At 34.1% G+C, this 22,876-nt stretch carries 12 protein-coding genes, 3 pseudogenes and 1 riboswitch; of the genes and pseudogenes, 3 read left to right on the top strand and 12 right to left on the bottom strand.

Features of this window, described 5'->3' with window-relative positions; translation table 11 throughout:
- Positions 1-172: 172 nt before the first annotated feature.
- From BS1321_RS28530 to BS1321_RS20965, 3 genes and pseudogenes are all read right to left on the bottom strand, one after another.
- On the bottom strand, positions 173-304 hold the full coding sequence (locus BS1321_RS28530; RefSeq protein ID WP_257790326.1) for a YwzD family small protein: 132 nt from the start codon (positions 302-304) through the stop codon (positions 173-175).
- Positions 305-1,231: 927 nt separating this feature from the next.
- Positions 1,232-1,348: an anti-repressor SinI family protein gene (locus BS1321_RS20970; RefSeq protein WP_081112894.1), complete on the bottom strand. Its 117-nt coding sequence runs from the start codon at positions 1,346-1,348 to the stop codon at positions 1,232-1,234.
- A gap of 6 nt (positions 1,349-1,354) precedes the next feature.
- Positions 1,355-1,438, bottom strand: a riboswitch (cyclic di-GMP riboswitch).
- 400 nt (positions 1,439-1,838) lie between these two features.
- Positions 1,839-2,152: pseudogene (locus BS1321_RS20965) on the bottom strand (ATP-binding cassette domain-containing protein); the annotation flags it as partial.
- Between the two features lie 765 nt (positions 2,153-2,917).
- Here BS1321_RS20965 and purF point away from each other — a divergent pair.
- A complete protein-coding gene (gene purF / locus BS1321_RS20960; RefSeq protein ID WP_063232944.1) occupies positions 2,918-4,288 on the top strand; it encodes an amidophosphoribosyltransferase in 1,371 nt (456 codons plus the stop codon).
- Positions 4,289-4,580: 292 nt separating this feature from the next.
- Here purF and BS1321_RS27920 read toward each other — a convergent pair.
- The 9 genes and pseudogenes from BS1321_RS27920 to BS1321_RS20920 all read right to left on the bottom strand — a co-directional run.
- A pseudogene (locus BS1321_RS27920) lies at positions 4,581-4,737 on the bottom strand (ABC transporter ATP-binding protein); the annotation flags it as partial.
- A gap of 1,179 nt (positions 4,738-5,916) precedes the next feature.
- A complete protein-coding gene (locus tag BS1321_RS20950) occupies positions 5,917-7,716 on the bottom strand; it encodes an ABC transporter ATP-binding protein (protein ID WP_063232942.1) in 1,800 nt (599 codons plus the stop codon).
- A gap of 270 nt (positions 7,717-7,986) precedes the next feature.
- Positions 7,987-8,469, bottom strand: a complete 483-nt coding sequence (locus BS1321_RS20945; protein ID WP_063232941.1) for a lasso peptide biosynthesis B2 protein — start codon at positions 8,467-8,469, stop codon at positions 7,987-7,989.
- Between the two features lie 31 nt (positions 8,470-8,500).
- Complete coding sequence (locus BS1321_RS20940; RefSeq protein ID WP_063232940.1) at positions 8,501-8,806, bottom strand: lasso peptide biosynthesis PqqD family chaperone; 306 nt, start codon at positions 8,804-8,806, stop codon at positions 8,501-8,503.
- Entirely contained in the window at positions 8,799-9,737 is a 939-nt protein-coding gene (locus BS1321_RS20935; protein WP_063232939.1) for an HPr kinase/phosphorylase, read from the bottom strand. Before BS1321_RS20935 ends, BS1321_RS20940 begins: the two co-directional genes overlap by 8 nt.
- A 211-nt stretch (positions 9,738-9,948) precedes the next feature.
- Positions 9,949-10,080: a paeninodin family lasso peptide gene (locus BS1321_RS27625; protein WP_155726460.1), complete on the bottom strand. Its 132-nt coding sequence runs from the start codon at positions 10,078-10,080 to the stop codon at positions 9,949-9,951.
- Positions 10,081-10,094: 14 nt separating this feature from the next.
- On the bottom strand, positions 10,095-12,035 hold the full coding sequence (locus BS1321_RS20930) for an asparagine synthase-related protein (protein WP_063232938.1): 1,941 nt from the start codon (positions 12,033-12,035) through the stop codon (positions 10,095-10,097).
- Between the two features lie 1,637 nt (positions 12,036-13,672).
- On the bottom strand, positions 13,673-15,403 hold the full coding sequence (locus tag BS1321_RS20925; protein ID WP_155726459.1) for a right-handed parallel beta-helix repeat-containing protein: 1,731 nt from the start codon (positions 15,401-15,403) through the stop codon (positions 13,673-13,675).
- An 885-nt stretch (positions 15,404-16,288) separates the two neighbouring features.
- Entirely contained in the window at positions 16,289-17,488 is a 1,200-nt protein-coding gene (locus tag BS1321_RS20920; protein WP_063232936.1) for a nucleotidyltransferase domain-containing protein, read from the bottom strand.
- A gap of 2,077 nt (positions 17,489-19,565) precedes the next feature.
- On the opposite strand from BS1321_RS20920, the gene BS1321_RS20915 reads away from it, so the two are divergent.
- Complete coding sequence (locus tag BS1321_RS20915; protein WP_063232935.1) at positions 19,566-20,957, top strand: glycosyl hydrolase family 28-related protein; 1,392 nt, start codon at positions 19,566-19,568, stop codon at positions 20,955-20,957.
- Between the two features lie 592 nt (positions 20,958-21,549).
- Positions 21,550-22,833, top strand: a pseudogene (locus BS1321_RS20910) (IS3 family transposase).
- The last annotated feature ends 43 nt before the right edge of the window (positions 22,834-22,876 follow it).

Genomic DNA, 22,876 nt, shown 5'->3' with positions numbered 1-22,876 from the left:
AATGTATTGGGAATCCGATGACGCCTTCTCCTTCGATAAATGAAAAGAAAACAGAAGATTCCAAGCAAACCGCCAAACGTGTCCTTTATGACATCCTGCCATAAAGGGGTACGGCCACCGGTTAGTTTCCAAACACCCAACATCAATAAGCCCGGGACGAAGTATCTACGGATCATATTCTTTCAGGTTGTTCAATGATTCCGCTTAATTTCTCCTTAATCTCATCCACAAGTTCATTTACAGTAACTTCTTGTCCAGACTCACCCTTGGCAAAAGTGTCTTTTAAAATATCAAAAAAATCCATTAGAAATTTCCACTCCAATATATAATTGAGCCACCATTTCATACTGCTGTCCTAATCCTTTTTTCAAAAATAAGGAATATAGCTCATTTATTTGATAATCACATATATAGTAGGGATTGGCAAGCGGAATCTACTATATTATCAGAAAAGTAACTAAAAATTAACATTCCCTTAATATTCAATGGAAGGAATACTACTAGTCAATATGTGTGGATAAAAAACAAAAACGGACCGATTCCTCAGCCCCTTCGATACCCCATATTACAATTGTCCCATAAAATAAGTCATTAATGAAATCAAAACTATTGTAATGGTAATATAAGTCCCAATAAAAATTTTCTTGCTTCTCTGTTTCTTTTCATAAACTTCCTCGAACGTAATGAATTTATTTTTTGTCATCAAATAATCTCCTTTTACTTTGATGGCAGCTATCTGACATCGCCTTTTGCGATGTCCCTTTGCTTGATCTCTATAGTGTAGTATCGGCACACTACCAAAAATATTTAAGCATTATTAACTATTTTTTTATAGGCTATATTTCTTAAATCTGTAGAAGGTTTCGACTAACGTATTATGTACTTTAACTAAATTCTATGATCATTCTGTTAAATCCTGCCTAGTTATCATTTTAATATCTAATTTTATTAAGCGCTTACTTAATAAAATTCATTATTATTTTTATCCAACCGAAAAATGACAACCATAACGGTACACTGAATAAAGTTCCCCATATTAATCCCTTTATAAAAGCATTAAGTCTATCCATAATAAAAATCCCTCTCAATTTAGGTTACCTTTTTATTATTGTCCCCATGTTCTATATTCTAGATACCTTTTACGGTGATTTCCTTTAATGAAAATAAAAAAGAAGACCGTATAACAGCCTTCCCTAACGTAATTTTTATCCCCTGATTTGCTTTTTCCAGTTCATTTTCCCTTGATGAACTCCCGCACATCTTCAATAGATAATCCTAGATTTTTAGCCTCTAAAATTAGATAAACCCATTCTTCCCGTTCATTGTTAGCTTCTATGATAAATCCCACCCAACTTGTGGTAACACAGCCGTCTTAGCATTTAGCCTTAGACCTGTAATTTTGCGTCCCTACTTTTCAATAGGTTTGCCTTTCTCAAGAATATTTCACATTAATTATTCTCCAAGATTAATAAATCCCTTGAATTCCCTGTTTCCTTGGGGCTAAATAAACCATCATGCCCTCAAAAAATTCCCCTTAATTAAAACTATATTAATGTTAATTATACTTAAAAACGTAATAATAGCTCTTAATACTATTCGTTCTTTTCTATCATTTTTCAACATCATTCATCAAAAAGTGACATCACAATGCAAAAACACTGGTATAATACGCTTTCTTTACAACTCTTTTAATAAAAAAAGATTTATAATAGCTATGATAATCTCGAATTTACTATTCTACAAAAATAATATTTTCGGAATAAGTGGGCTAAGTGATTCAGTTTTAATTTATTTTCCCTAAGAAAAAAAGCCAGCATTACAATGCAATAATACGGCTGTAATAAATTGCTAAACATCCCTCTTTTTTCATTCGCTAACTGGTTATATTCACCGACCTGAATGATTTCCCCATGACCAACACTTGATCGGCATTGCGAATCTTCGATAATCGATGAGCTATGACGATGATGGTCATTTTTCCTTTTAATCTTTCAATAGCGGATTGAATCTTCGCTTCGTTCTCCGTATCCAAAGTACTCGTCGCTTCATCCAATACCAGGATGGCCGGTTTACGTAAAATCGCTCCGGCTAACACTAGACGCTGACTTTCTCCTCCCGATAGTCGCACACCTCGATCGCCGATGAGTGTATCTTTTTATTCCGAGCCTTTAATTTATTTTGAGCCAACCGAAAAATGACAACCACAATGGAAAGCTAAAAGTGTTCCCCACAATAGTCCCACAACAAGAACTTCTGAAAATAAAGTCTCTTTTGTAGACTTAGGACTCTTAACTCCTGTGACTACCCATTTCGACAAAAGAAAAGCTCCCTGCATACTTCCTCTTTCACCTACTTAACACAAAAAAGGACTGATTTCTCAGCCCTATTTAACACCAGTTATGATTTACCAAGAAAAAAAGTCAATAAAGAAATCAAAATTAAAATAATAGTAATATAAGTCCCAATAAAAATTTTCTTACTTCTTTCTTTCTTTTCATGAGCTTCCTCGAACGTAATAAATTTGTTTTTTGTCATCAAATTCTCCTTATATTTTGATGGCAGCTTGACATCGCCTTCTGCAAAGTCATATTAAATTACCGCCAATCGGCAAAAATATTAACTGTATTATTCACTATTTTTATACTGAGCTAGATTTTATAAATTAATATCTGTTCTTTACTATATAGTTTACTATAAATCATACAAAATACACTTATTCAAAATATTCCATTATACCCAAAAGTCTTTTATTCCAAGATAATAATGCTAAGCAATTATCCCTACCTGTTGCACAGAACTATTTTTAGAGCTGAGATTTAATTAATCCCTATCCATTTACCGATTAGTAAATAAAAAGGATAGAAATTCTCCTTTTGCCAAAAATAACAAAAAGGATATCAACGGGAGGAAGAGAAAAATGGATTCAGAAATGCAGGAGAAATGCGGGGTATTTGGAGTGTTTAATCACCCCAAAGCAGCTGAATTAACTTATTACGGACTTCATGCACTTCAACACCGTGGTCAGGAGAGCGCAGGAATTGTGGCTAGTGATGGGAAATCATTCAGGAATCACAGGGGAATGGGATTAGTTACCCATGTATTTTCACGGGATATCCTCGATGGACTAAGCGGAAATATGGCCATTGGTCATGTACGATATTCAACTTCTGGTGAAAGTTTATTGCAAAACGCACAACCCCTCGTCTTTAAATATAGCGAGGGGGACCTGGCTGTTGCTCATAATGGCAACCTCGTAAATGCAAGGATAGAACGGGATGTGTTACAACAGCAGGGAAGCATATTTCAAACAACAACCGATACTGAAATTATTGCTCACTTAATAGCTCGTTCAAGTAAAAAGCATTTCGCAGAAAGTGCACCTGATATGCTTAAACGTATCGACGGTTCATTTGCCTTGATTATAATGACTGAAAAACAAATGCTAATTGCCCTGGATCGTCATGGGTTACGTCCGCTTAGCCTTGGAAAAATTGGTGAATCAATCATCGCCTCCTCAGAAACATGCGCTTTAAATGCGGTTGATGCTAAGTTCTGGCGGGAAGTTGAACCAGGTGAATGGCTTCTTATAGATGAAAATGGAATTCAAACTGGAAGATTTGCGGAAAAAGGTAAGGTTTCCCTTTGTTCCTTTGAATTTGTCTATTTTGCCCGTCCAGATAGCGTTATTCAAGGAAGAAGTGTCTTAACAATCCGAAGGGAATTAGGTAAAATTCTGTCAAAAGAACATCCGACACAAGCTGATGTTGTCGTTGCAGTTCCTGAATCAAGCGTACCTGCCGCCATTGGCTTTTCCCAACAATCAGGAATTCCATATGAAATGGGGATTATTAAAAACCCTTATGCTGGTCGTTCATTTATTGAGCCCACGCAAGAATTGCGCGACTTAGCTGTTCGACTGAAATTAAGCGCTGTGCAAGAAATTTTGGAAGGAAAAAGGGTGGTATTAGTCGATGATTCGATTGTTAGGGGAACGACAAGCAAGCGCATTGTCCAATTGATTAGGCAGGCAGGTGCCAAGGAAGTCCATGTAAGAATTAGTTCACCTATGGTTAGAAACCCTTGTTTTTATGGAGTGGATATGCCAACTAAGGAAGAACTATTTGCCAACATACATGAACACGAACGAGCTATGGGACAGGTTATCGGGGCAGATTCATTAGCCTTTTTAAGCACCGAAGGGTTATTAGAGGCTGTAGATGTGGATCTTGGAGAAACTAGCAGTCGCTGTGTAGCCTGTTTTAGTGGTGCATACCCAACTAATATTTGAAGTGATACAGCTTAAGTAGGATAAAAATGGCAGGCACCGCACAAAAACAACCGTCTTTGTGTGATGTCTGCCATTTTCCTACTATTAAACCTTGGAATTTGTCACTGTTTTCTCTTACCACTTACAATTACTTATCTCTTTCTTTCATCTCTACAAATGGATGGCTCCACTTATCTATACAACTTTTTTAAGGTGTTCAAGTTTATGCTGAACCGGGATTTAAGAGATTCGTGTTACTAGGCTTCTTCACCCTACTCCAAAACCAATACTGATCCGCATTACGAATCGTCTATAACCGATGAGCAATTACAATAATGATCAAAGTTCCTTTGAGTCTTTCAGGCACTTGTTGTTTCATCTAGAACAAGGATCGATGGTTTACGTAAAATTCTTCGGGCTACACGAGCTGTCTCTCCTCCTAACAGTCGAACTTCTCGATCACCAATGACCAATGAGTGTATCTTTTTATTCCTAGTCTTTAATTTCTTAACTTATAAAATTCATTATAATTTTACTCCAATCAAAAAATGACAACCACAATGGTAAACTGAATAATGTTCTCCTCAATAGTCCCCTCACAAAATTGCTAGGTTTATTTATAATAAAATATCACTCATTTATATGATTTTTTATTATTGTGACCTTGTTCCTGTTTTAACACAGCAATTAATTCCATTTAAACAAAAGGAATAGAAACAAGTTTGTGGTTGATTAGAAAAGTTCATAAAAAAAGAAGGCTGATTAACAGCCTTCCCAACGTACTCATATTCTTATATTTTCCATTGATATGATGACTTTTCAAGTTCTGTTCTCTCCTAATGAAGTCACGAACGATAATCCTGAATTTTTTCCCTTTATACATACCATTCTTTTGCTCTATACCTATTACCTCATACAAAATACCTTTCCTTAAATGATCTGAAGTTTGTATTTTTATGACAGGTGATTTCACCGATTTTCTTCATACCCATGTGTCCCCCTAGACACCTTTTATCATAATGTTACTTCGCTTACACATATCATGATGGATCTTTAAAACCACGCATACTAAGGAGCTAAAACTTTTTTATTTTAGGCTCCCAATAAACAAACTAATGACTTTTATTTAACACGCTATCTGCTCTGCTAAAGTGGTTCTCCTAACACTTTGGATGTACATTTAGGTTAATACTCATTATATCAAAACATATTACTTTAACCTTCTTCGGTGTTGGTTAAAAACCTTGATGAAAATACTATTATCATCGGATTTAAAAAACTTAACTCCAACTAATTTTAAGGGTGTCCATATTTCTCTCATTTGGTATAAAGGCATTAAAAAAAAATTCATCCTTTCTTAATTAACCCAGTCAATAGAGCAACCGCTCCTAGATATGAGTCATAGCTTTTAATAGTTTCTCTTTCTTTAATTATATTTAATAATACCCAATATTTGATTGATTAATCCACATATCAGAAATTCATTTTTTTCTATTCTTTTCTAACTTATGCATTGTAATGTCATATAATCCTGATGTTAGAACTATTCATAAGAAATAAGCTTGTTACTTCATAACATTCAACGAACCTTTCGTTCTTTATCTACTCAATGTAAAAGAAAGGTCAGCAAATCGGATTAAATTAGAGAATCACATACTTGATTCTATTTGGATACCTAGTAAATTGCTAAACATCCCTCTTTTTTCACTCGCTAGTTGGTTATATTCACCGACTTGAATAATTTCTCCCTGATCCATTACCAATACTTGATCCGCATTACGAATTGTCGATAACCGATGAGCAATGACAATAATGGTCATGGTTCCTTTTAATCTTTCGATAGCGGCTTGGATCTTCGCTTCATTTTCCGTATCTAATGCACTTGTTGCTTCATCTAAGACAAGGATAGATGGTTTACGTAAAATGGCCCGAGCCAGTACAAGTCGCTGCCTTTCTCCTCCTGACAGTCGAACTCCTCGATCACCAATGAGTGTATCAAGACCTTGTGGAAGCTTCCTGACAAAATCATCAGCAGCGGCGAACTCTAAAGACTCCCAAATGGATTCATCACTTGCATTAGGGTCAATAATGATCAAATTTTCCCGTATAGTCGCATTAAAGAGAAACGGATCCTGCGGTATATAACTAATTGATTTCCTTAGTGATAATAAGTGATCACTAGTAAGTGGGATATCATCTATACTGACCTCGCCCCGATCAGGTTGATTTAATCCCATTAATATATCAATTAAAGTACTTTTTCCCGCCCCTGACCGGCCTACTATAGCCGTCATACGGTTAGAAGGTATGTGTACATTTATATTTTTAAGTGCATACGTACTTTCATTTTGATTATACCTAAAGTAGACATTACGACAATCTAGCCCATTTTTTATTTCGATTGACTTACTATTTTTATAATCCAAATCATATAACTCTCTTGCTTCTCTACATTCATTTTGTAAATCTAACAATGCTTTAAAAGATGGAAGAGTAGATCCTATTTGCTCTAAATTAGATTGGATACTTGTAAACCTTGGCCATAACCTTGAAAAAATAACCATTATCAACATTAATTGTGCTGGCTGGGCCATGAACATCTTTATCGAAAAAAAGACAAAAATCGCAATTAATAATGAAGAAACAATTTTGAAGATCATTTGAGAAGTTGTATTTAATGTAGTTAACTTAATTCTGTTTTTTTCCATTTTTTCAGTTAAGGAAAGAAACCAACTCAAATGAGAATCTTCTAATGAATTACTTTTGATATCCTTCATTCCATTAAGGTGATCAGTAATACCCGCTAAATATGTTTGTGTTAGTTGAAAAGTTTCTTTTCCTAAAGACTGAGACTTTTTGATGAATTTCCTGGAGAAGAAGATTAGGATCAATCCAAAAGCTATGATAAAACTAGTCATTGTAACAGATAAATAAAGAGCTATACAGATTTGAATGAAAGTAAAGATAAGAGAAGATAAAAACTGTAAGAATAAATTAATACCCGCACTCACATTAAAGGTTTCATTGGTCATGATGTTGATGATATCAGTTTTCCTCTTTTTCAGGTAAAATCCCCAATTTACTTGTAGCAAACTTCCATAGGTCTCATCTCTTAAATGTCTAATAAAACCTTGTTGGATTTTCACTCCTAATATTGTTTGATTCCTCTTAAAAATACTTTGTCCAACCATTAATAACACGTAAACCCCCAGTATCAATAAAAGACTTATCGTTTCAGGAATTCCTATGAATAATTCATTAACCCAACTTAAAAAAGGAACTTCCTCTGTACTAATATCTAAAATACCGGTCAATCCAATCAACGGGATTAATAAGAAAATTCCTACACCCTCTAATAAACCTATTAAAATCATACAAATAAGATTGATATAAAGAATCTTCCCCGAATAATCATGTATTCGCTTGGTAAAATGCAAGAGATGCTTCAAAACCATATCCTCCTATCACAGAGCTTGTTTCTTCGTTATCCCGAATGTCTACATAGCATTTTGCAATATTGCTGAATTACGACATTTGAAGGAAAGGCATTGGGGCACATTGTAGGTTTATAAGAACTTCTACCTAATAGATATAATAGAAAACGAATGGGGTTGGTGATTCGTAGAACTAGGGATTTGTTTCTATATATACTTATAAGCAACCGTTTCTGGAGGAAATCGTGTTAAACGTTCCCCCTGTTATAATATGTATCGAGAACATTAACTAGATTCTTGTTCTTCTAGATTTTCATTACTGTTCTCTTTAGCGAATTTAGAAACGACCGTGAACCTATCCATCACTTCAGCACCGGTTATATAAAAAGGACCGCTGCGTAGCCAAGCATGTGCAATGAGTTCTCCATTCTCATCTTTAGCTGTACCTAAATAAAGAGTACTATCAATATTTCTTTTCTCCAGCATTTTCATTCCAGCCATTGCTTTTACAAGACATTGGCTTTCCCAAAAAGTATAGCGACTCATAATATGAATAGCTCGCGATATACTTGCTAAAACCTCTTTATTCGATGAATTGGAGGTATATGAGGTCTCTTTCATTTGTACACCCAGTGAAGGAGCAACTTTTGAAAATGAGATGCTCTTAAGATAACGGGCTCTACCTAAATGTAAAAAGGCCTCAATAAGCAGCAGCTTTGTTTTATAATTCAATCGAAGAAAATTACGAGCTTTCTTTGTGATATTCATTGTTTCCTCCTAGAGCTAGAAATTCATGATACTAGGAATTGATTCTATCTTCTATTTTAACTAGGCCTTGCTCTAACAATTGACTTAAAAAGTCAGTGACTTGTTCCTCACACTCGGTTTGAGCTACATCATATTGAGACTTTAATGTTGTAACTAACTCTTGAATCGTAATGGGCTCCTTCATTAGCCCCCATATCTCTCCACCCAATTCACCTAAATTATAATACTTACCTTTGTGAACGCTTAACATCACTTTTTCTCCATCCATATCACTAACAATGTTTCCTGGACTTTGACTATATAAATGGTTCTTGGTAACTCTTTGGTTTTTAATCATGTACTATTTCCTCCATTTTTAGCATGTTTATTATTAAATCCGATAAGTCTAGAGCGGTGAAACGGTTTGTAGGTCGACGTAATTGATAAAAATCAATTTTTTTGATCATTTTGGCGGAGATATTGAAATGCCAGTCCATTAATCCAGATTGTTGAATAAAGGAATTTCGGTATGTATGATAGTACAACTTATAAAATCTTTGGAGATGTTCTATTGGTTTAACTTCTATCTCGTCATTATCTCCCTTGACCAATTCAAATACACCAGCAAGTGGGAGTGGTTCGGTAACAAACTGTGCTTGTACAGGAATAGCGAATTTATTTTCTCTAACTGTGAGTGATTGAAAATTAGTTGAATCCATTTCAAAATGATTTAAGCTTTCCAACCATAATTTCTGTTGAGGATATGAAGGTGTTACAAATGGTACATTTTCATTAGTAAGTGTTACTGGTATGACATCATCACTTATGAGCTGATAGCCTCTTTTTAATAATGCTGAAGCAAGAGTAGATTTCCCAGCACCAGAATCACCCACAATTGCATATGCCTTGCCATCTATGGCTACCGCACTTCCATGTAAAGGAAGAATCTTTCTTTGCATCAATATTGCTCCCATACAGGTCCCAAGGATATAAAGTCGAATTTCATCTTCATAAGCCTCATTAAATGGTGAAACGACTATTCTACTTCCGCTTTGTATCAAAAAAATGGCTGTTCCTGTCACACGGAACATAATCCAGTCTTTCTTAATGACAAAATCTTCATTAGGATCCGAATGTTCGTTCCATAATGGATAGAGGTCAGCTTTTTCAATAACAAGATCCGTTATATCACTCTCTATATTAATATGAAGTAATTCCGATAGAGGGATTTCACTTGAAACTGTTAAACCAAAAGCTTCGTAAACAGTCTTTTTTTCAATACCAATCATATAAACCCCCCAAAATATTAACATTTCATCTAAGGAAGTAATCTCTACTTATAAAACAAATTCTTTTCTTTTTATTTTCGTTTAAATTACAACAAGAATACAATCCCTTTTATAAATTATTAAATGAATTTTTCAAGCCAGACCCCTATTAACTCGATAAATAGGGGCTCAGTTCTTTTACTTTGCAATCTACAAGTACGTGAGGTAGAAATTAACTAAAAGTCAAATCGCCTTTACCTGTGCCTGCTGGAAATGCGGCATCCGTGTAATCACCATCTCTTCCAAGCATTGTTTTATTAACATCAAGAACTTCTAACTCAGGCTTTTTCCATTCCTTTTTCATATTAATCACCTCCTTTAATTAAACTTTCTTAAAAATCGATGCACGATTAAACTGCGCATTAAAAACTTATATTCAGGATTAGTAGCAAATTCTGCCCTAGCTCCTTCTTTAATCTTTACTAGTGCTTTCTTTATCGCATGGCCATCTAGAAATTCTAATGCTTTTTTATCTGTGCTAAGTTGCTCTATCTCTTCTATAAATCCACCCCATTTAGGAAGCATACGGTGAACCCAATCAGCTCCTTGCACACCTCTGTATCGTTGGTTTAATCTGACTTTATCAGGTAAGTAATTTACTGTGGCATTTCGAACAAGTGCACGATCTACACCATTTTGTACATATTGATTTTCTGGGAGAGATAAACAAAAACGAATTACACGGATATCATTAGTTGGATCTCTTTTCCACAACTTGTATCGTAAGGAAAGCTTTGAGGAAAGTGTACTCCCAGCATTCCACTGAAAGACATCTTCAAAATGCTTTTTTCTTTCTTTAAACATATCAGAATTTGAATACCATCCTGTTTGGTCAATTCCGTGGTCTTTGAATTTTTCATATACGCTTGTCTTTTCTGCGAAGCAAGGATTAATTAAGGAAGGAATTTTATATGGAACACCTTCTGGAAAAACACGATCAATAACTGGAAATCCGATCCTTGCAATAGTTTGCATCTGGCGCCGTCTAGACCCCCCCACATTTTTCCGATATTGGTCTAATTCCTGATAAAGACAAACCCATTTTAATCTTTTTAGAAGGAGAGAGTAATACTCTAAGGGGAACCCCCAGGAAATAGAAAAGTTCCCTCTATCACCATTAAGTAATACCCCTATGTCATTCTCTTTTGCCTTTTCAAACATCCCCTTCAACCAAAAGGAATTTTCAAAGAACTTGTATGGCATTTCCATGATGTCTAGAAAGTCATCAATTTCAGAATAAGAGTCTTTTCCCTTAAAGTCACAGTAATGATCTGTAATACCACCAACATGATTTACTGTAGATTTAATGAACGGCCTCTCATCTGCCAATAAGTATTTAGGTGTAAAGTCTTCAAAATCTTCGGGAGGAATATAACTATATGTATGTAGTTTATTGTTTTCCCTTTGCAGCTTCTTTACAGCAAATCCAACAACAGCTCCTGAATCTAAGCCTCCGCTCAACTGTGCGCCAACGTTTCGATATGTCCTTAATCTAGAGGTTACAGCCTCCTGAAAGACACTTTGAAATGCTTCGATATATTCTTCATTTGACTTTAGTTTTAGTCTTTTCCCCTGAGTTAAATAGGAATATCTTTTTAGAGTCAGCTTATTTTTCTCAATCGTCATGCTATGAGATGGCGGTATCTGATATATATTTTTATAAGGTGTTATTAAAGAATCTACCGCATCAATCATTCCCGATATCGCCAAATATTCAGCCAGCCACTGCTCATTTAATTTTTTTTCAATAAATGTTAGTGACAAAAGAGGATCTATCGTTGTACAAAATGCAAATTTCTGATTACTTTGGTGATAGTAAAGAGTCCTACTGCCTGAGAAATCTCTTGCCCCAAACATCTTCTGTCTTTTTTCATCCCAAATCACAAAAGCAAAATCTCCTACCAAGAACTTAGGGGCATCTTCCTTCCACTTATAGTAAGAAAGTAGAATCAGTTCACTATCAGTCATGCCTTTTTGATTCATTGGTTTTATTTGCAACATCTGAAATAAATCTTCACGATTATCAATAATGGCATCAGCAGTGATTGTACATTGCCTTTCAAAATCGTAAAACGGGAGCTCTTCGCCTACCGATTCAGGAGTAATCCATTGAGCGTGACAACCGAGAAAAACCTTATCAGAATGCCATATTTGGATAGAATCAGCAGGGTACCTTTGTAATCCTGTCATCAACTTACGACACTGCTGGAGATTTAAAGGCTCTTCATTCAAATGATAAATACCGGTGATAGCGCTCATGTTTTCCCCCTGCTTACTTTGTGATGTTTATAGAGTTTCTAATATAATCTACTATTTCAGGATTTTTATTAATTCTGAGTTAATGTGATGGGGCGATCCGTACTTCTTTGCATAAATCTTAAATGATGTGTATACGAAATTATGTGAAATAACCTATTAATAACTAACTTTTTTATTTACCTACTCATCATTTTCACCCTAATTTAGCTATATTCGAATCTTATTTTCACCAACAGATTTATTTTTTTAGAAAATTCTAAACATATCACTTTATCTTTCTTCGATGTTGGTTAAAAGCCTTGATGAAAATACTTCTATCATCTGACCTAAAAAATTTAATCCCAACTAATTTTAAGGGTGTCCATATTTCTGTCATTTGAAATAAAGGCATTTAAAATTCATCCTTTCTAAATAAAACGGAAGTCAATATGAGAATGCTTTAGGGTTGTATCTTTAGGTCTTTACTTTATAGTAATTTATCTCTTTAATAAAATCACACTATAGTTAATGTTAATAAACCTTTATGTTTAATTCGTCCTTTCAGTTAAAAATCAAAAAAAAACAGATATCGGATTCAAATTGTTCCTTTTTCTTATTAATTTTTTGTGTTCAACTTGTGTTCAACTAACTTAGGATTGGAGTCCTCTCCGCTTGAAATGAACATTTCGTTTGTACTATTCCGCGAACCACTTGTTCTTAATAACGAATTATATAAGCTAAAATTACCACCTATTTATGCCTATGTCAATAACTTTTCCTCCCGTATATAAAAGTCCTATAAAGCGTTAAACAATCTTTCGATTTTTAAATGTTTTTGATAATCTAAGTTTGAGCCACTGGATTTATCCAATTATCTTTTAACGTGATGGGTATACGTAATAGCTGCTACCCAATTCTCATTAATTTCTGTGTAGTAAGTCTCGTTTAAGAAAATTATATAATTGAATAACATTTTTTTGTATGGATGATAAAACGGATTCACTCCTTGTTAATTAAAAGATGAAAACGCTATAGACTTAGGGAAATCTCTTTTGTTAGATTTATATCTTGGGAGTCCAATAACGCCCCTTACTTACCAGGTAAATAAGATGAATTTCATTTGTTAGTTTTTTGTTTCATGTCCGCGATTTGTGACACCGAAGTTGCTATGGCTTAAAACTTTGGTAGACTTCTATAGAGTTCAATTTTCAAAGTGCGGCACTTGAATAACTCCTTGCATATAGGCCTATATATCAATACTTCTAAAGATAGAAAGGATACCTGAACTACCAAGAACATCAACCTTATATTAATAAAGATATTCTATTAACGATACCTTTCCTTTTTCAAATTCTGTTATAGATGTTGTCGTTGATTTTCTCCTTAGAAGCTATCCACTTTAAATTTGAAGAACATTTTATCTATCAAGCCCAATAAGGGTTATTATTATTCAAGGGTCCAAACAACTCTATATATTAAAGTTTTTCAAACCAACTATACCAAGTCCATAATTGGAAATTCCAAGACACCTTGCTTAATAAACATTTTTGGGGATATACAGAACTTTCACAAGTCATATTTATTCATCTAGATATTTCTAAAGCTTCCGTAAGATTCGATCTGACTATGTTTAAATGATGTCAGTATTTGCCGGTTTACTATACTACTAATGTACCTTTTAAATCGTACCATCCTGTCCCGTTCCAAAATATCGGCCTCCTCTCTTCGCTGTCCATTAGGTAGAAAACGTGGCCGATTTGGAGAGTGTACCCTTGTGGTCTATTTGCTTTCAGTCCAAAATCAAAATTAACTATTTTTGAACCAGGTACATAAGTGATTTCACTTTTAACTTGTGAAGCATTCACATATAATAAATTCCCACTACCTAATAGTGTGTTTTGTGAAACCCTAACTTTTAAAGCGGGATGGTTTATTTTTATATATTCCGTATAGGCACCATCAAATGTATTGCCGATAATATCAATTCCAGTAATACCAGTTGAAACGGTATCATCTATATACACAGCTCTTAGATCTGCACCTTTTTTCAGGCTGTTATTCGAGATTTTGTAGTTTTTGCTACTTAGTCCGTAGAAAGTTACACCAGATTGGAATACATTATCTCTTATAACACCGCCGTTTATATACGTATATTGCAACGATAGATCAGAAACACTTTTACATTTATTACCTAAAATACTCACTTCTTCATTTTGAAGTGTTGTGCTAATCGGACAGTAGGTGAAAAACCCAACATCATTACCCATACAATTAACAGTATTACGCTCAATAGAAAGGTTTTTTACATTTTTATAGCTAATGAACCTATTCATGTTTTTGATTTTTATAATATTGTCCCTTATATCAGTCTCAGCTACATGTGAAAGGTTTATAAGAGAATGCGTATTTCCTACCGCAGAACTACTCAGCATACGTACAGTATTGTTAGAGAAAGTCACTCCATTTACAATTTCTGCTAGCAACACCATCGGCGGAACTACAGCACTTACAATAATTTCATTATTGGAAATAGCTACATTTTCAGAGTTTTGGACACGCATAACCCCTGATCCGTACTGTGTATTTTGTACATAGAATTTGTTACTTTTAATTGTGACACCGCTACCCTGTACTTTAATATTTGACTTACTATCTTGATAAAAGGTGTTACTTTCAATCTTTACTTCTTTTTCGGAAAATTTACGATTCATGATATCCAAGGATTCCGTAAACGGCCAATAAACTGCTTCATTCAGAGTGTTTTGAACATGAATATAATCTCCATCCTCGTAACCTTTCATATTCTTAAAAGTGTTATGTGTGATAATGCAATCAGCATCGAGACAGTATATTGCCCTCGAAGCTCCAATGGCATCACCAATAATAGAATTTTCAGAATAAGGTTCAATTGTATCAAATAGGTTATTATCAACTAGTGTCCCATCTCCACTTACAGCTAAAACGACTGTGCTTCCTGCTGTTCTACTCTTGAAATTTTTGAATTTGTTGTTAAATATTATAGAGTCATTACCTACTGCAAGTATTCCACCGCAATTCATATTGCCATCAAACTCAATACCTTCTACTATAGCCCTTTCTCCAAAAGATAATGTTCCCCCCATAATGATTTTGGCATTCCTGCCTACTAGATTTACATAATTCGGAAAGTTTATATCTCTGTTAACTGTGATAGTCATATCCATTAAATGAAGATTAGCTCCGTAACCGTTTGGAATACTATTAATTATTTGTTGTAAGATAGCAGTCTGGTCGCCTGTTGGGGTTACTCCTTGTAATCCTGAACCAGGGCTACTTAGATTTATATTTACCCTCACAATATCCGACGAATGTTCTGTATAGACCATAATTTCATAAGCAATCGACTTCACTTCCTTATCTTTAGTCTCGGTTGTATCTATCCCTTCAACTGCAAATTAATTCCAACTCTTATTTTTTCTCCCTTTTTCTCAAGATTTACTCTTCCTACCAGAGACAATGTGAAGGCCAATTCGTTGTGATATTTCGCGTATGATGCAAACTAGGGTTCAAAGTTTGCTGAAGGATTCCCCCCCTTTTATTTACTAGTTATTAACATAGGAAAACCTCGCTATTTATACTTTGGACCCGCTCATTTCCTAAAGAAATTATTCCCCACTAGCTGAACATTGACCCTGTAGAATAAATAAACGATCTCCATCTTGAGAGATAGATACAAGGGATAAAAGGATAAAAGTGAGAATGATAAGAAAAGGGCCTGCTTTATTGTATTCAAAAAGAGCACACGAAGTATGAGTAAAATGTTTATGGGTGATAAATATCCTTAATTTTTTTATGGCTGGAGACTAAAATCTGAAGTTCATGAATAATAGATAGAAATGCAGTAGGGGTAAGCAAATCATATGATATATGAAGTTCCTTTTATGTATAGTTGAAGTCTACCAAAACACTAACTAACCGTGGGTGAGAATCCCCACTATGCTCTATAAAGATTTATGAGGGGCTATGCCCTGCTTTATTTTCTTGAAATGCTTTCAGCTTAAAAAATCTGGCTATAAGCTATAGATTTTAAAATACATGTGTTACATTTGGATTATTCTCTACTATCATTTGAATTTCATAAAATAAAATTTTACTCATTTTACTTCCTCCTCTCATATATTTTTATACGATGAAAAGCGGCTTTCTAGTATAAGAAATTAGAAAACCCCGAATAAAGAGACTTTTTTACAATGTCCTTTATTCGCGGTACAGTTTAGTGGCATTTATGGAAATAATCAAGTGATTTTTGTTGTTGTATTATTCTCATTCCATTTTTTAGAAAATTTACCCACTATCTTTCTCCAAACCCATAATAATGGGCGTAACGGAAAATATAAAAAGTGTAGGAGTTTAGGCAACTTTAAGGTTTTTTCATCGACTTTACTAGGATAAAATAAGATCAAGATGGAAAGGAATTTCTGTTTGTTTGATTTTAATGAATATAAATAACGCTTATAATCTTTAGTAGACATAATCTCTTCTAAAGATTCCGTTCCTTTGACAAAATATAATGCCTTTCGTGCCAACTTTTTTGAACCATTTCTTTCTGTAAATATTTGCATATCTCCTATAATTGGAGTATCTAATAACTGTGAAGCCAATATAATTGCTTGTCCCAACATATTATGGTTATGGTAATCCTTTAGTAATAAATTAATTTTTTCAATATTTATTCCTTTTCTTAAATTCCTATCAATATCTAACAACCAACGAAGACGAAACCAACCATGACGAGCACCGTGAGAAATAAGAAATAAAAACAGATCCTCTTCTCCCAAGAAATAGACAGGATAGGTTGTAAGTTTACTTAATCTTTTACGTTCCCACAATTCAAAAAAGTTAGGTTCCATAGATGGTCTACGTTGAAGTCTCCAATGAATTTCAAGATGGATATTCTTCTGCGGATGTATGTATGTTACATGATGGTCTCTATACTTCCACTCATTTAAGAAACTTGCCCTCTTCTCCCTCTCATATCCAAAATTCAAAAGAAGTTCATCTACTCTTTTTAAATCGGTTATCGGAATTAAAACGTCTAAATCTCTGGAAGTTCGCAGTGAAATATCTCCATATAGATCTGCTGCAATTACTGGGCCTTTTAAATATAGAAGAGGTATCTTATTCTCGGTAAACAATTTACTTATTTGTTCCATTTCTCCGGTTAGAAGAAGCATTCGAAAAGTATTTTCTTTGTATTCTTGGCGCAAAATTCGAATAACATATGAAGGAATCCATTCTTTATCTAACTTTTTTAACTTTGAATAAATTAATGAATAAACTCGATGATGCAACGCTAAATGAAGGAATTTTCCCCAATCAATCTCATTCATTGATATTGGTATCTGTATATTATCTTCGTCCGTCTTTAGTATTTCAAGTAACAAACTTAATTCCTTAGGTATTTGTGCCAAGTCACTGTCGAAAATGTTATCCATTGTCTTCTCCTTAAATATATTATTGATTTATTTTATTTCGAAAGTACATCAAGAACAGAACATCTAAATCATTTCTGATCCTTTATTAAGTGGAACAAGTCACCAGTAAAATTCAAGGGTATAAAAAAAATGAAAAAATAGTAGTTTACATTATCCTCTAAACCTTAAAACGACAACTCATATGGTGAATAGTAACCGAAACGCTTTCACAAGTAAAGACCTACCTGTAAGTAGATTTTTCACAGTTATTACTATATCCTTTCATTCGGTTACATGGATGCAAGACTTTTAAAGCAAAAAGGGACATTTTAAAAAGAAGCAAATAAAATAAAGCTGCACTTTATTATCATCATCCGTGCCAAAATTGTTCTTACGAAATTTTGGTGATGGGAGTTTGGCCTAATTATTGTAGGGATGCTTTGAAAATGGATTTTCGATTCTAGAAATTTGTTACTACTACAAAGAATGCGTTCAATCTATCCAACTTTACAACTGCTTTCCTTGCTGCAAAACTGTTTCATCTAAAATACACCTTCGATACTGGCAAACCTTAATAGAAAATTCTATTCAGTCACTCCAACTCTATTTTCATGTAAAAATCGAGAGAGTTTTTTTACGGTAATACAGACTTTATTCAGCGTATTTCCAATGAAAAACACACTGAATTATTTAGCCTAATACATGGCGACCCAATCGTTTGAACTCATTTTTGAAGGATATGACTTATTCATTAAACGCGGTAATAGTTAGTAAAATAACTATTTAATACGGAGCACCGCTTAGTGTCGATGCATTTTTTTTATATCTCCTCCCACTATCATTTATTAGCGGGCTCTCTTTACTATTTGAAAACTTCAAAGGGAAGAACTTATGAATAGGAAACAAACGACCAAAGATAATTGTCAAGTCTTCAAAATTATCTTTGGTCAAATCTTCACTGTAAACCATAAGAAGAAAAACCTTTTAACAAAAATTCAGTAATAAAAACTTGAAGGAACTCTTCGAGTCATTACAACGCATAATGAACGAGCAACGAAATGAATCAGCTTTGGAAGACTGCTTGTGGAGGTTGCAAAAAAGCGAATAAAGATAAACGATAGTTTTACATTCCCAGCAATAATGTTGGTGAGTTCTCTAAAATGGTTAATATTTTTCTAGAAAAATATTATTCGGGCTGGCATAGAATCTTCTTCCATTTCTAAAAAGACCAATATCAGACCCTCCATCATTTTAATCTTGAAAAGTAATTTAGTGTACTAATACTAAATAAAAACAAGTATCATAAAAGGAAATTGACCACACCCTTCCATTCCAATCCATGCATCTATGACACAAAGATAAAGGATACAGTAAATTATCACTGAAGTAGTTTCAAGGACCTTAGTTAATTCCTTCCTATGACTTTTGAAAGGATGTGTCCGTCTTGGCACTTTAGAATACAGGGTAGAAATATTATAATAAATTAAAGATGGCCATTGTAGATCTTTATCACTCTGATAATTCTGTCAATGATTTAATAGGCCTATATAGTATCAGAAATAATCATTCATAAATGGCTTAAAAAAGAATTTACTCCATTGGCTTCTTTAATGAGTAAGCATGGCAAATTTCGTTCTATCACTAAGAATAAGTACCGTCCCGTTCCATTTCCAAAGAAAAGGTTATTCTATGAGATAATTTGCTTAAACCAGACTTAACAATGCAAACCTTTTATGAGAAATGTTCAGCAGTTATTATCGTGTTATTTAACTTCTGTATTGGGTCTTCATTCTAAGAAAACCTTATTTATAAAACAGCAAAATTAGCGATTTTTCAATTTGGTAGTATGAAAGAAAAAGAATTCATAGCAGCTTTGTATATCAAAATAAATCAGCCATTGAAGATCGAATTAGAAATAGTGCTTAAGATATAACTTTCATTAATATCGACTCTAATCCACACCTTTGAGATATTAAATGATGAAGTAAAGATAAGTTAGTTACCAAGGTATTGAAAATAGTTATACATTACTTTAAGAAAAGTATGGATAATTTTCTATATGGCAGGAATCACTATCTATTATCAGGAGGGCTAATCATTGAAACGAAGAAACTTATTAAGAAATTTTATAATTTTTATTTTTGCTTTTATTTTTGGTTATACGATAAAAAAAGAAGGGCAAAATATGGTATTACAAAGAATCAATTCGACTAATTTTGAGGGTGAAAACGGTAAATCCATTATTAAAGAAATAAGGTTTTTAGCGAAACAGGCTGAGGCAATAGAGACAGAATTAGGAGACAGGGGTGTTAATGTTAAACAGTTTGGTGCTATAGGTGACGGTATTACAAATGATACTAAGGCCATTAAAAAGGCTCTGGCTTCTTTAAGAAAAGGGCAATTAATAATATTTCCTACCGGTGGTAAATATTTATTTAATGAAACTCTTATATTTGATGGTATAAACGTAATGGCGGTTGGTTGTGAGTTTATCTATAATGGTAATGTATCTCCAGCTATTCAAATAGGAAACAAAACTGAATATAATAATCGAGTTAAAGTTGAGGGTCTATTTGTAAGAAAATTCACCAGAGACTGGGCAAATAATATAATAGGAATACTTTTTATTAACAATATGGAAAGTAGTTTTTATGATATAGGAGCTGAAAACTTTTATAGAGGTATTGTCTTTAAAGGTAACGGCAAAGGAACTTCTTATAATAGACTTTTTCCTTCGAGGGTATATAACAATAGATATTCCCTCGTCTTTACTTCTGATGATAGGGGATGGGCAAATGAAAATACTGTTATTGGAGGTCGTTTTAGTTGGTCTTCTATACCTTTCAAAGACGGTGAATATGCTCATTTAGTTATTGAAAAAGCATCTGACGGATATGTTCAAAATAATATAAAATTTTATGGTTGTTCACTAGAAGATGGTGGGTTTGCGAATGGATTTGCCATAATTTGCGCTGGTAACTACAACTCCTTTCATGATTGCCGATTTGAAGGTGCCGAAAAAATTAAGTTTCTTCAATACTCTAAATTGAATATTGTATCCTCTGGCTATGGTTTAGATGTTTCTAAAGTAGAAGAAGAATTAGGGGCTAATAGTAACACTATAATATCAGGTAGTGGTTCTCAGATTAGAGGTGGAACTGCTAAAAACCCAACACTAACGATAAGTAATGACACAGGAAATACTAGTAAAGTATTTTCGGTAATTAACCCTATGGGTACTGAAACAGTTAATATTAATAATTCCGGTGATATAACTTCTAGAGGCGTAGCCTACTATGAAAAAGGCTTTCGTTTTTTCACTTCAGATGGTACCTGCAATGATAGAGGAATTTTCCAAGGTGCTGGAAGTCCAGAAGGCGTCGTGACTGCTAGAACAGGTTCTATTTACTTAAATAGAAGCGGAGGAGCCGGAACCACAATGTATGTGAAAGAAAAAGGAACCACCAACACTGGTTGGGTCGCTAAGTAAAGAAATAACCCGTTGATTATTATGAAAGGTATAGGCATTCAGACATTATATTCTGTAAATTCTATTCATACGACTCAAAAAGAAGATAAATTGAAGTTCAAGCCCTAGTTGGACAACAATTACATAATGTCTACACATGAAACTCATTCGAGAAAAAATAAGAATAGTATAAAAAGAAATATCCACATATCTAAGGGAAATCGGAGAAACAACTATTAAAAAAATTACCTGTTATTCTGTAAAAAGTCAGACCTCTCAATAAAATTACCATTTAAAAAACAGACAAGAAAAATAAGGAAACATTAAATGTACACTGGTGAATTTTCGAAGTAAACTTACTAACGAATTTATCCTAACGGCTAAGTTAGGTCTTCCAACAAATTTATGCTATTAATTTAGGAAAGATAATAGTGTCCAAATCAGCACACAAAGTAGATAAGAAATTACCTAAAGTCCTGTTCTTAAGATCAACTAATTTTTATACCAGGAGCAGGTGATTAGTACATTAGTGCTTCTCGATTATTTTACCTATTTTTAAAGAACGAGAGCCGATTCATGAACTGCCCCCCAATTGTTAGACAATCATCTAATAATTAGTGGTGCAGTTTTTTCAACTAAATATAAGATAGACGAAAAATCACATGCAGTTCTAGTGTACTTGGAAGGGGAAAAATCCTATTATTCCATTGCACAAGAAAGAAATGTAGGTTTATCCCCTCTGAAAAGATGGGTCGCTTGCTATCTAGAATATGGGACGGAAGGAATTGCTTCATCCTATACAAATTACACTCTGCCTACTTAAATATATGAACCTATATGGGGCATCGATCAGCAAGACCGCTGTACACTAAAACCTTCCTACAATTCTACACTTTTGAAATGGGCAAATAGACGCCCTTAAACCAAAGAAAAAAGCGTCAATCCATGAAAAAAGAAACCAAGAAAACATCGCCAGCTAAAGGCTCTCAAGAAAAACTTCTTACGTGCAGAGAATGCCTATCTAAAAAAGTAAAATGCCTTAGTTCAAAAAAAGGAAGCCTTACAAAGAAAGACAAAGCGAAAGTAATCCATGAACTAAGGAAACAATTTGATTTAAATCTGCATCTATCCGTTTCTATCATGGCACGGAGTAAATACTATTACCCTTCGGGCGTGAGGATAAATACACAGAAATTAAATCCCTTATCCAAGAGATTTTCCATACGCATAAAGGAGTTATGGGAATCTGCGTATCACCCTAGAATTAACTAACCGAGGTGATCCATCAATCATAAAACAGTTAGCCGATTGATGAATAAATAGGATTGATGTCTTTGGTTCGCATGAAGAAATATCGTTCGTACAAAGGGAAAATCGGCAAGATTTCATACAACATTCTAGCACGTGATGTAAAGACAGCAAAATCAAATGAAAAATGGGTGACAGACTTCACAGAATTCCAACTAGCTAGGGATAAACTATACTTATCGGCCATTCTTGATCTTTTTAATGGATAAATCATCGGCTATAATATCCATCTCGGCCTCGTTCCCAAAATGCAGGATAAAACCTTTGACCGCTTGGAATCGAAAGATTCACCCATTCTTCATTCAAATCAGGGCTAGCATTTCTAGATGAAACAATACTCGCATAATTTGAAAAGACATCACATTTGACAAAGAATGTCCCGCAAAGGAAATTGTCTCAATAATGCGGTCATTGAGAACTTCTTTGGCATATTAAAATCGAGTTACTCTATCATCAAGAATTTGAAAGCATGAAGCATTACAAATAAGAACTAGAGGAATATATCCATTACTACAATCATCAACGAATCAGGAAATTAAAAGGCATGAGTCCGGTAGATTACCGGGTTCATGCCCTCAAGGTTACCTAATTAAATAAAGTGTCTAACTTTTTGGGTTCACTTCACTGGTTCT

Source organism: Peribacillus simplex NBRC 15720 = DSM 1321 (assembly GCF_002243645.1).
GTDB classification, from domain to species: Bacteria; Bacillota; Bacilli; order Bacillales; family DSM-1321; genus Peribacillus; species Peribacillus simplex.
The sequence above is the reverse complement of the archived record's forward strand: the minus strand, read 5'-3'. Positions and strand labels throughout refer to the sequence as shown.

Bases quoted from the DNA above. Each gene is read 5' to 3' on its own strand.
- BS1321_RS28530 (WP_257790326.1), bottom strand. From the start codon at position 304: ATGGATTTTTTTGATATTTTAAAAGACACTTTTGCCAAGGGTGAGTCT.
- purF (WP_063232944.1), top strand. From the start codon at position 2,918: ATGGATTCAGAAATGCAGGAGAAATGCGGGGTATTTGGAGTGTTTAAT.
- BS1321_RS20945 (WP_063232941.1), bottom strand. From the start codon at position 8,469: ATGAATATCACAAAGAAAGCTCGTAATTTTCTTCGATTGAATTATAAA.
- BS1321_RS20940 (WP_063232940.1), bottom strand. From the start codon at position 8,806: ATGATTAAAAACCAAAGAGTTACCAAGAACCATTTATATAGTCAAAGT.
- BS1321_RS20935 (WP_063232939.1), bottom strand. From the start codon at position 9,737: ATGATTGGTATTGAAAAAAAGACTGTTTACGAAGCTTTTGGTTTAACA.
- BS1321_RS27625 (WP_155726460.1), bottom strand. From the start codon at position 10,080: ATGAAAAAGGAATGGAAAAAGCCTGAGTTAGAAGTTCTTGATGTTAAT.
- BS1321_RS20930 (WP_063232938.1), bottom strand. From the start codon at position 12,035: ATGAGCGCTATCACCGGTATTTATCATTTGAATGAAGAGCCTTTAAAT.
- BS1321_RS20920 (WP_063232936.1), bottom strand. From the start codon at position 17,488: ATGGATAACATTTTCGACAGTGACTTGGCACAAATACCTAAGGAATTA.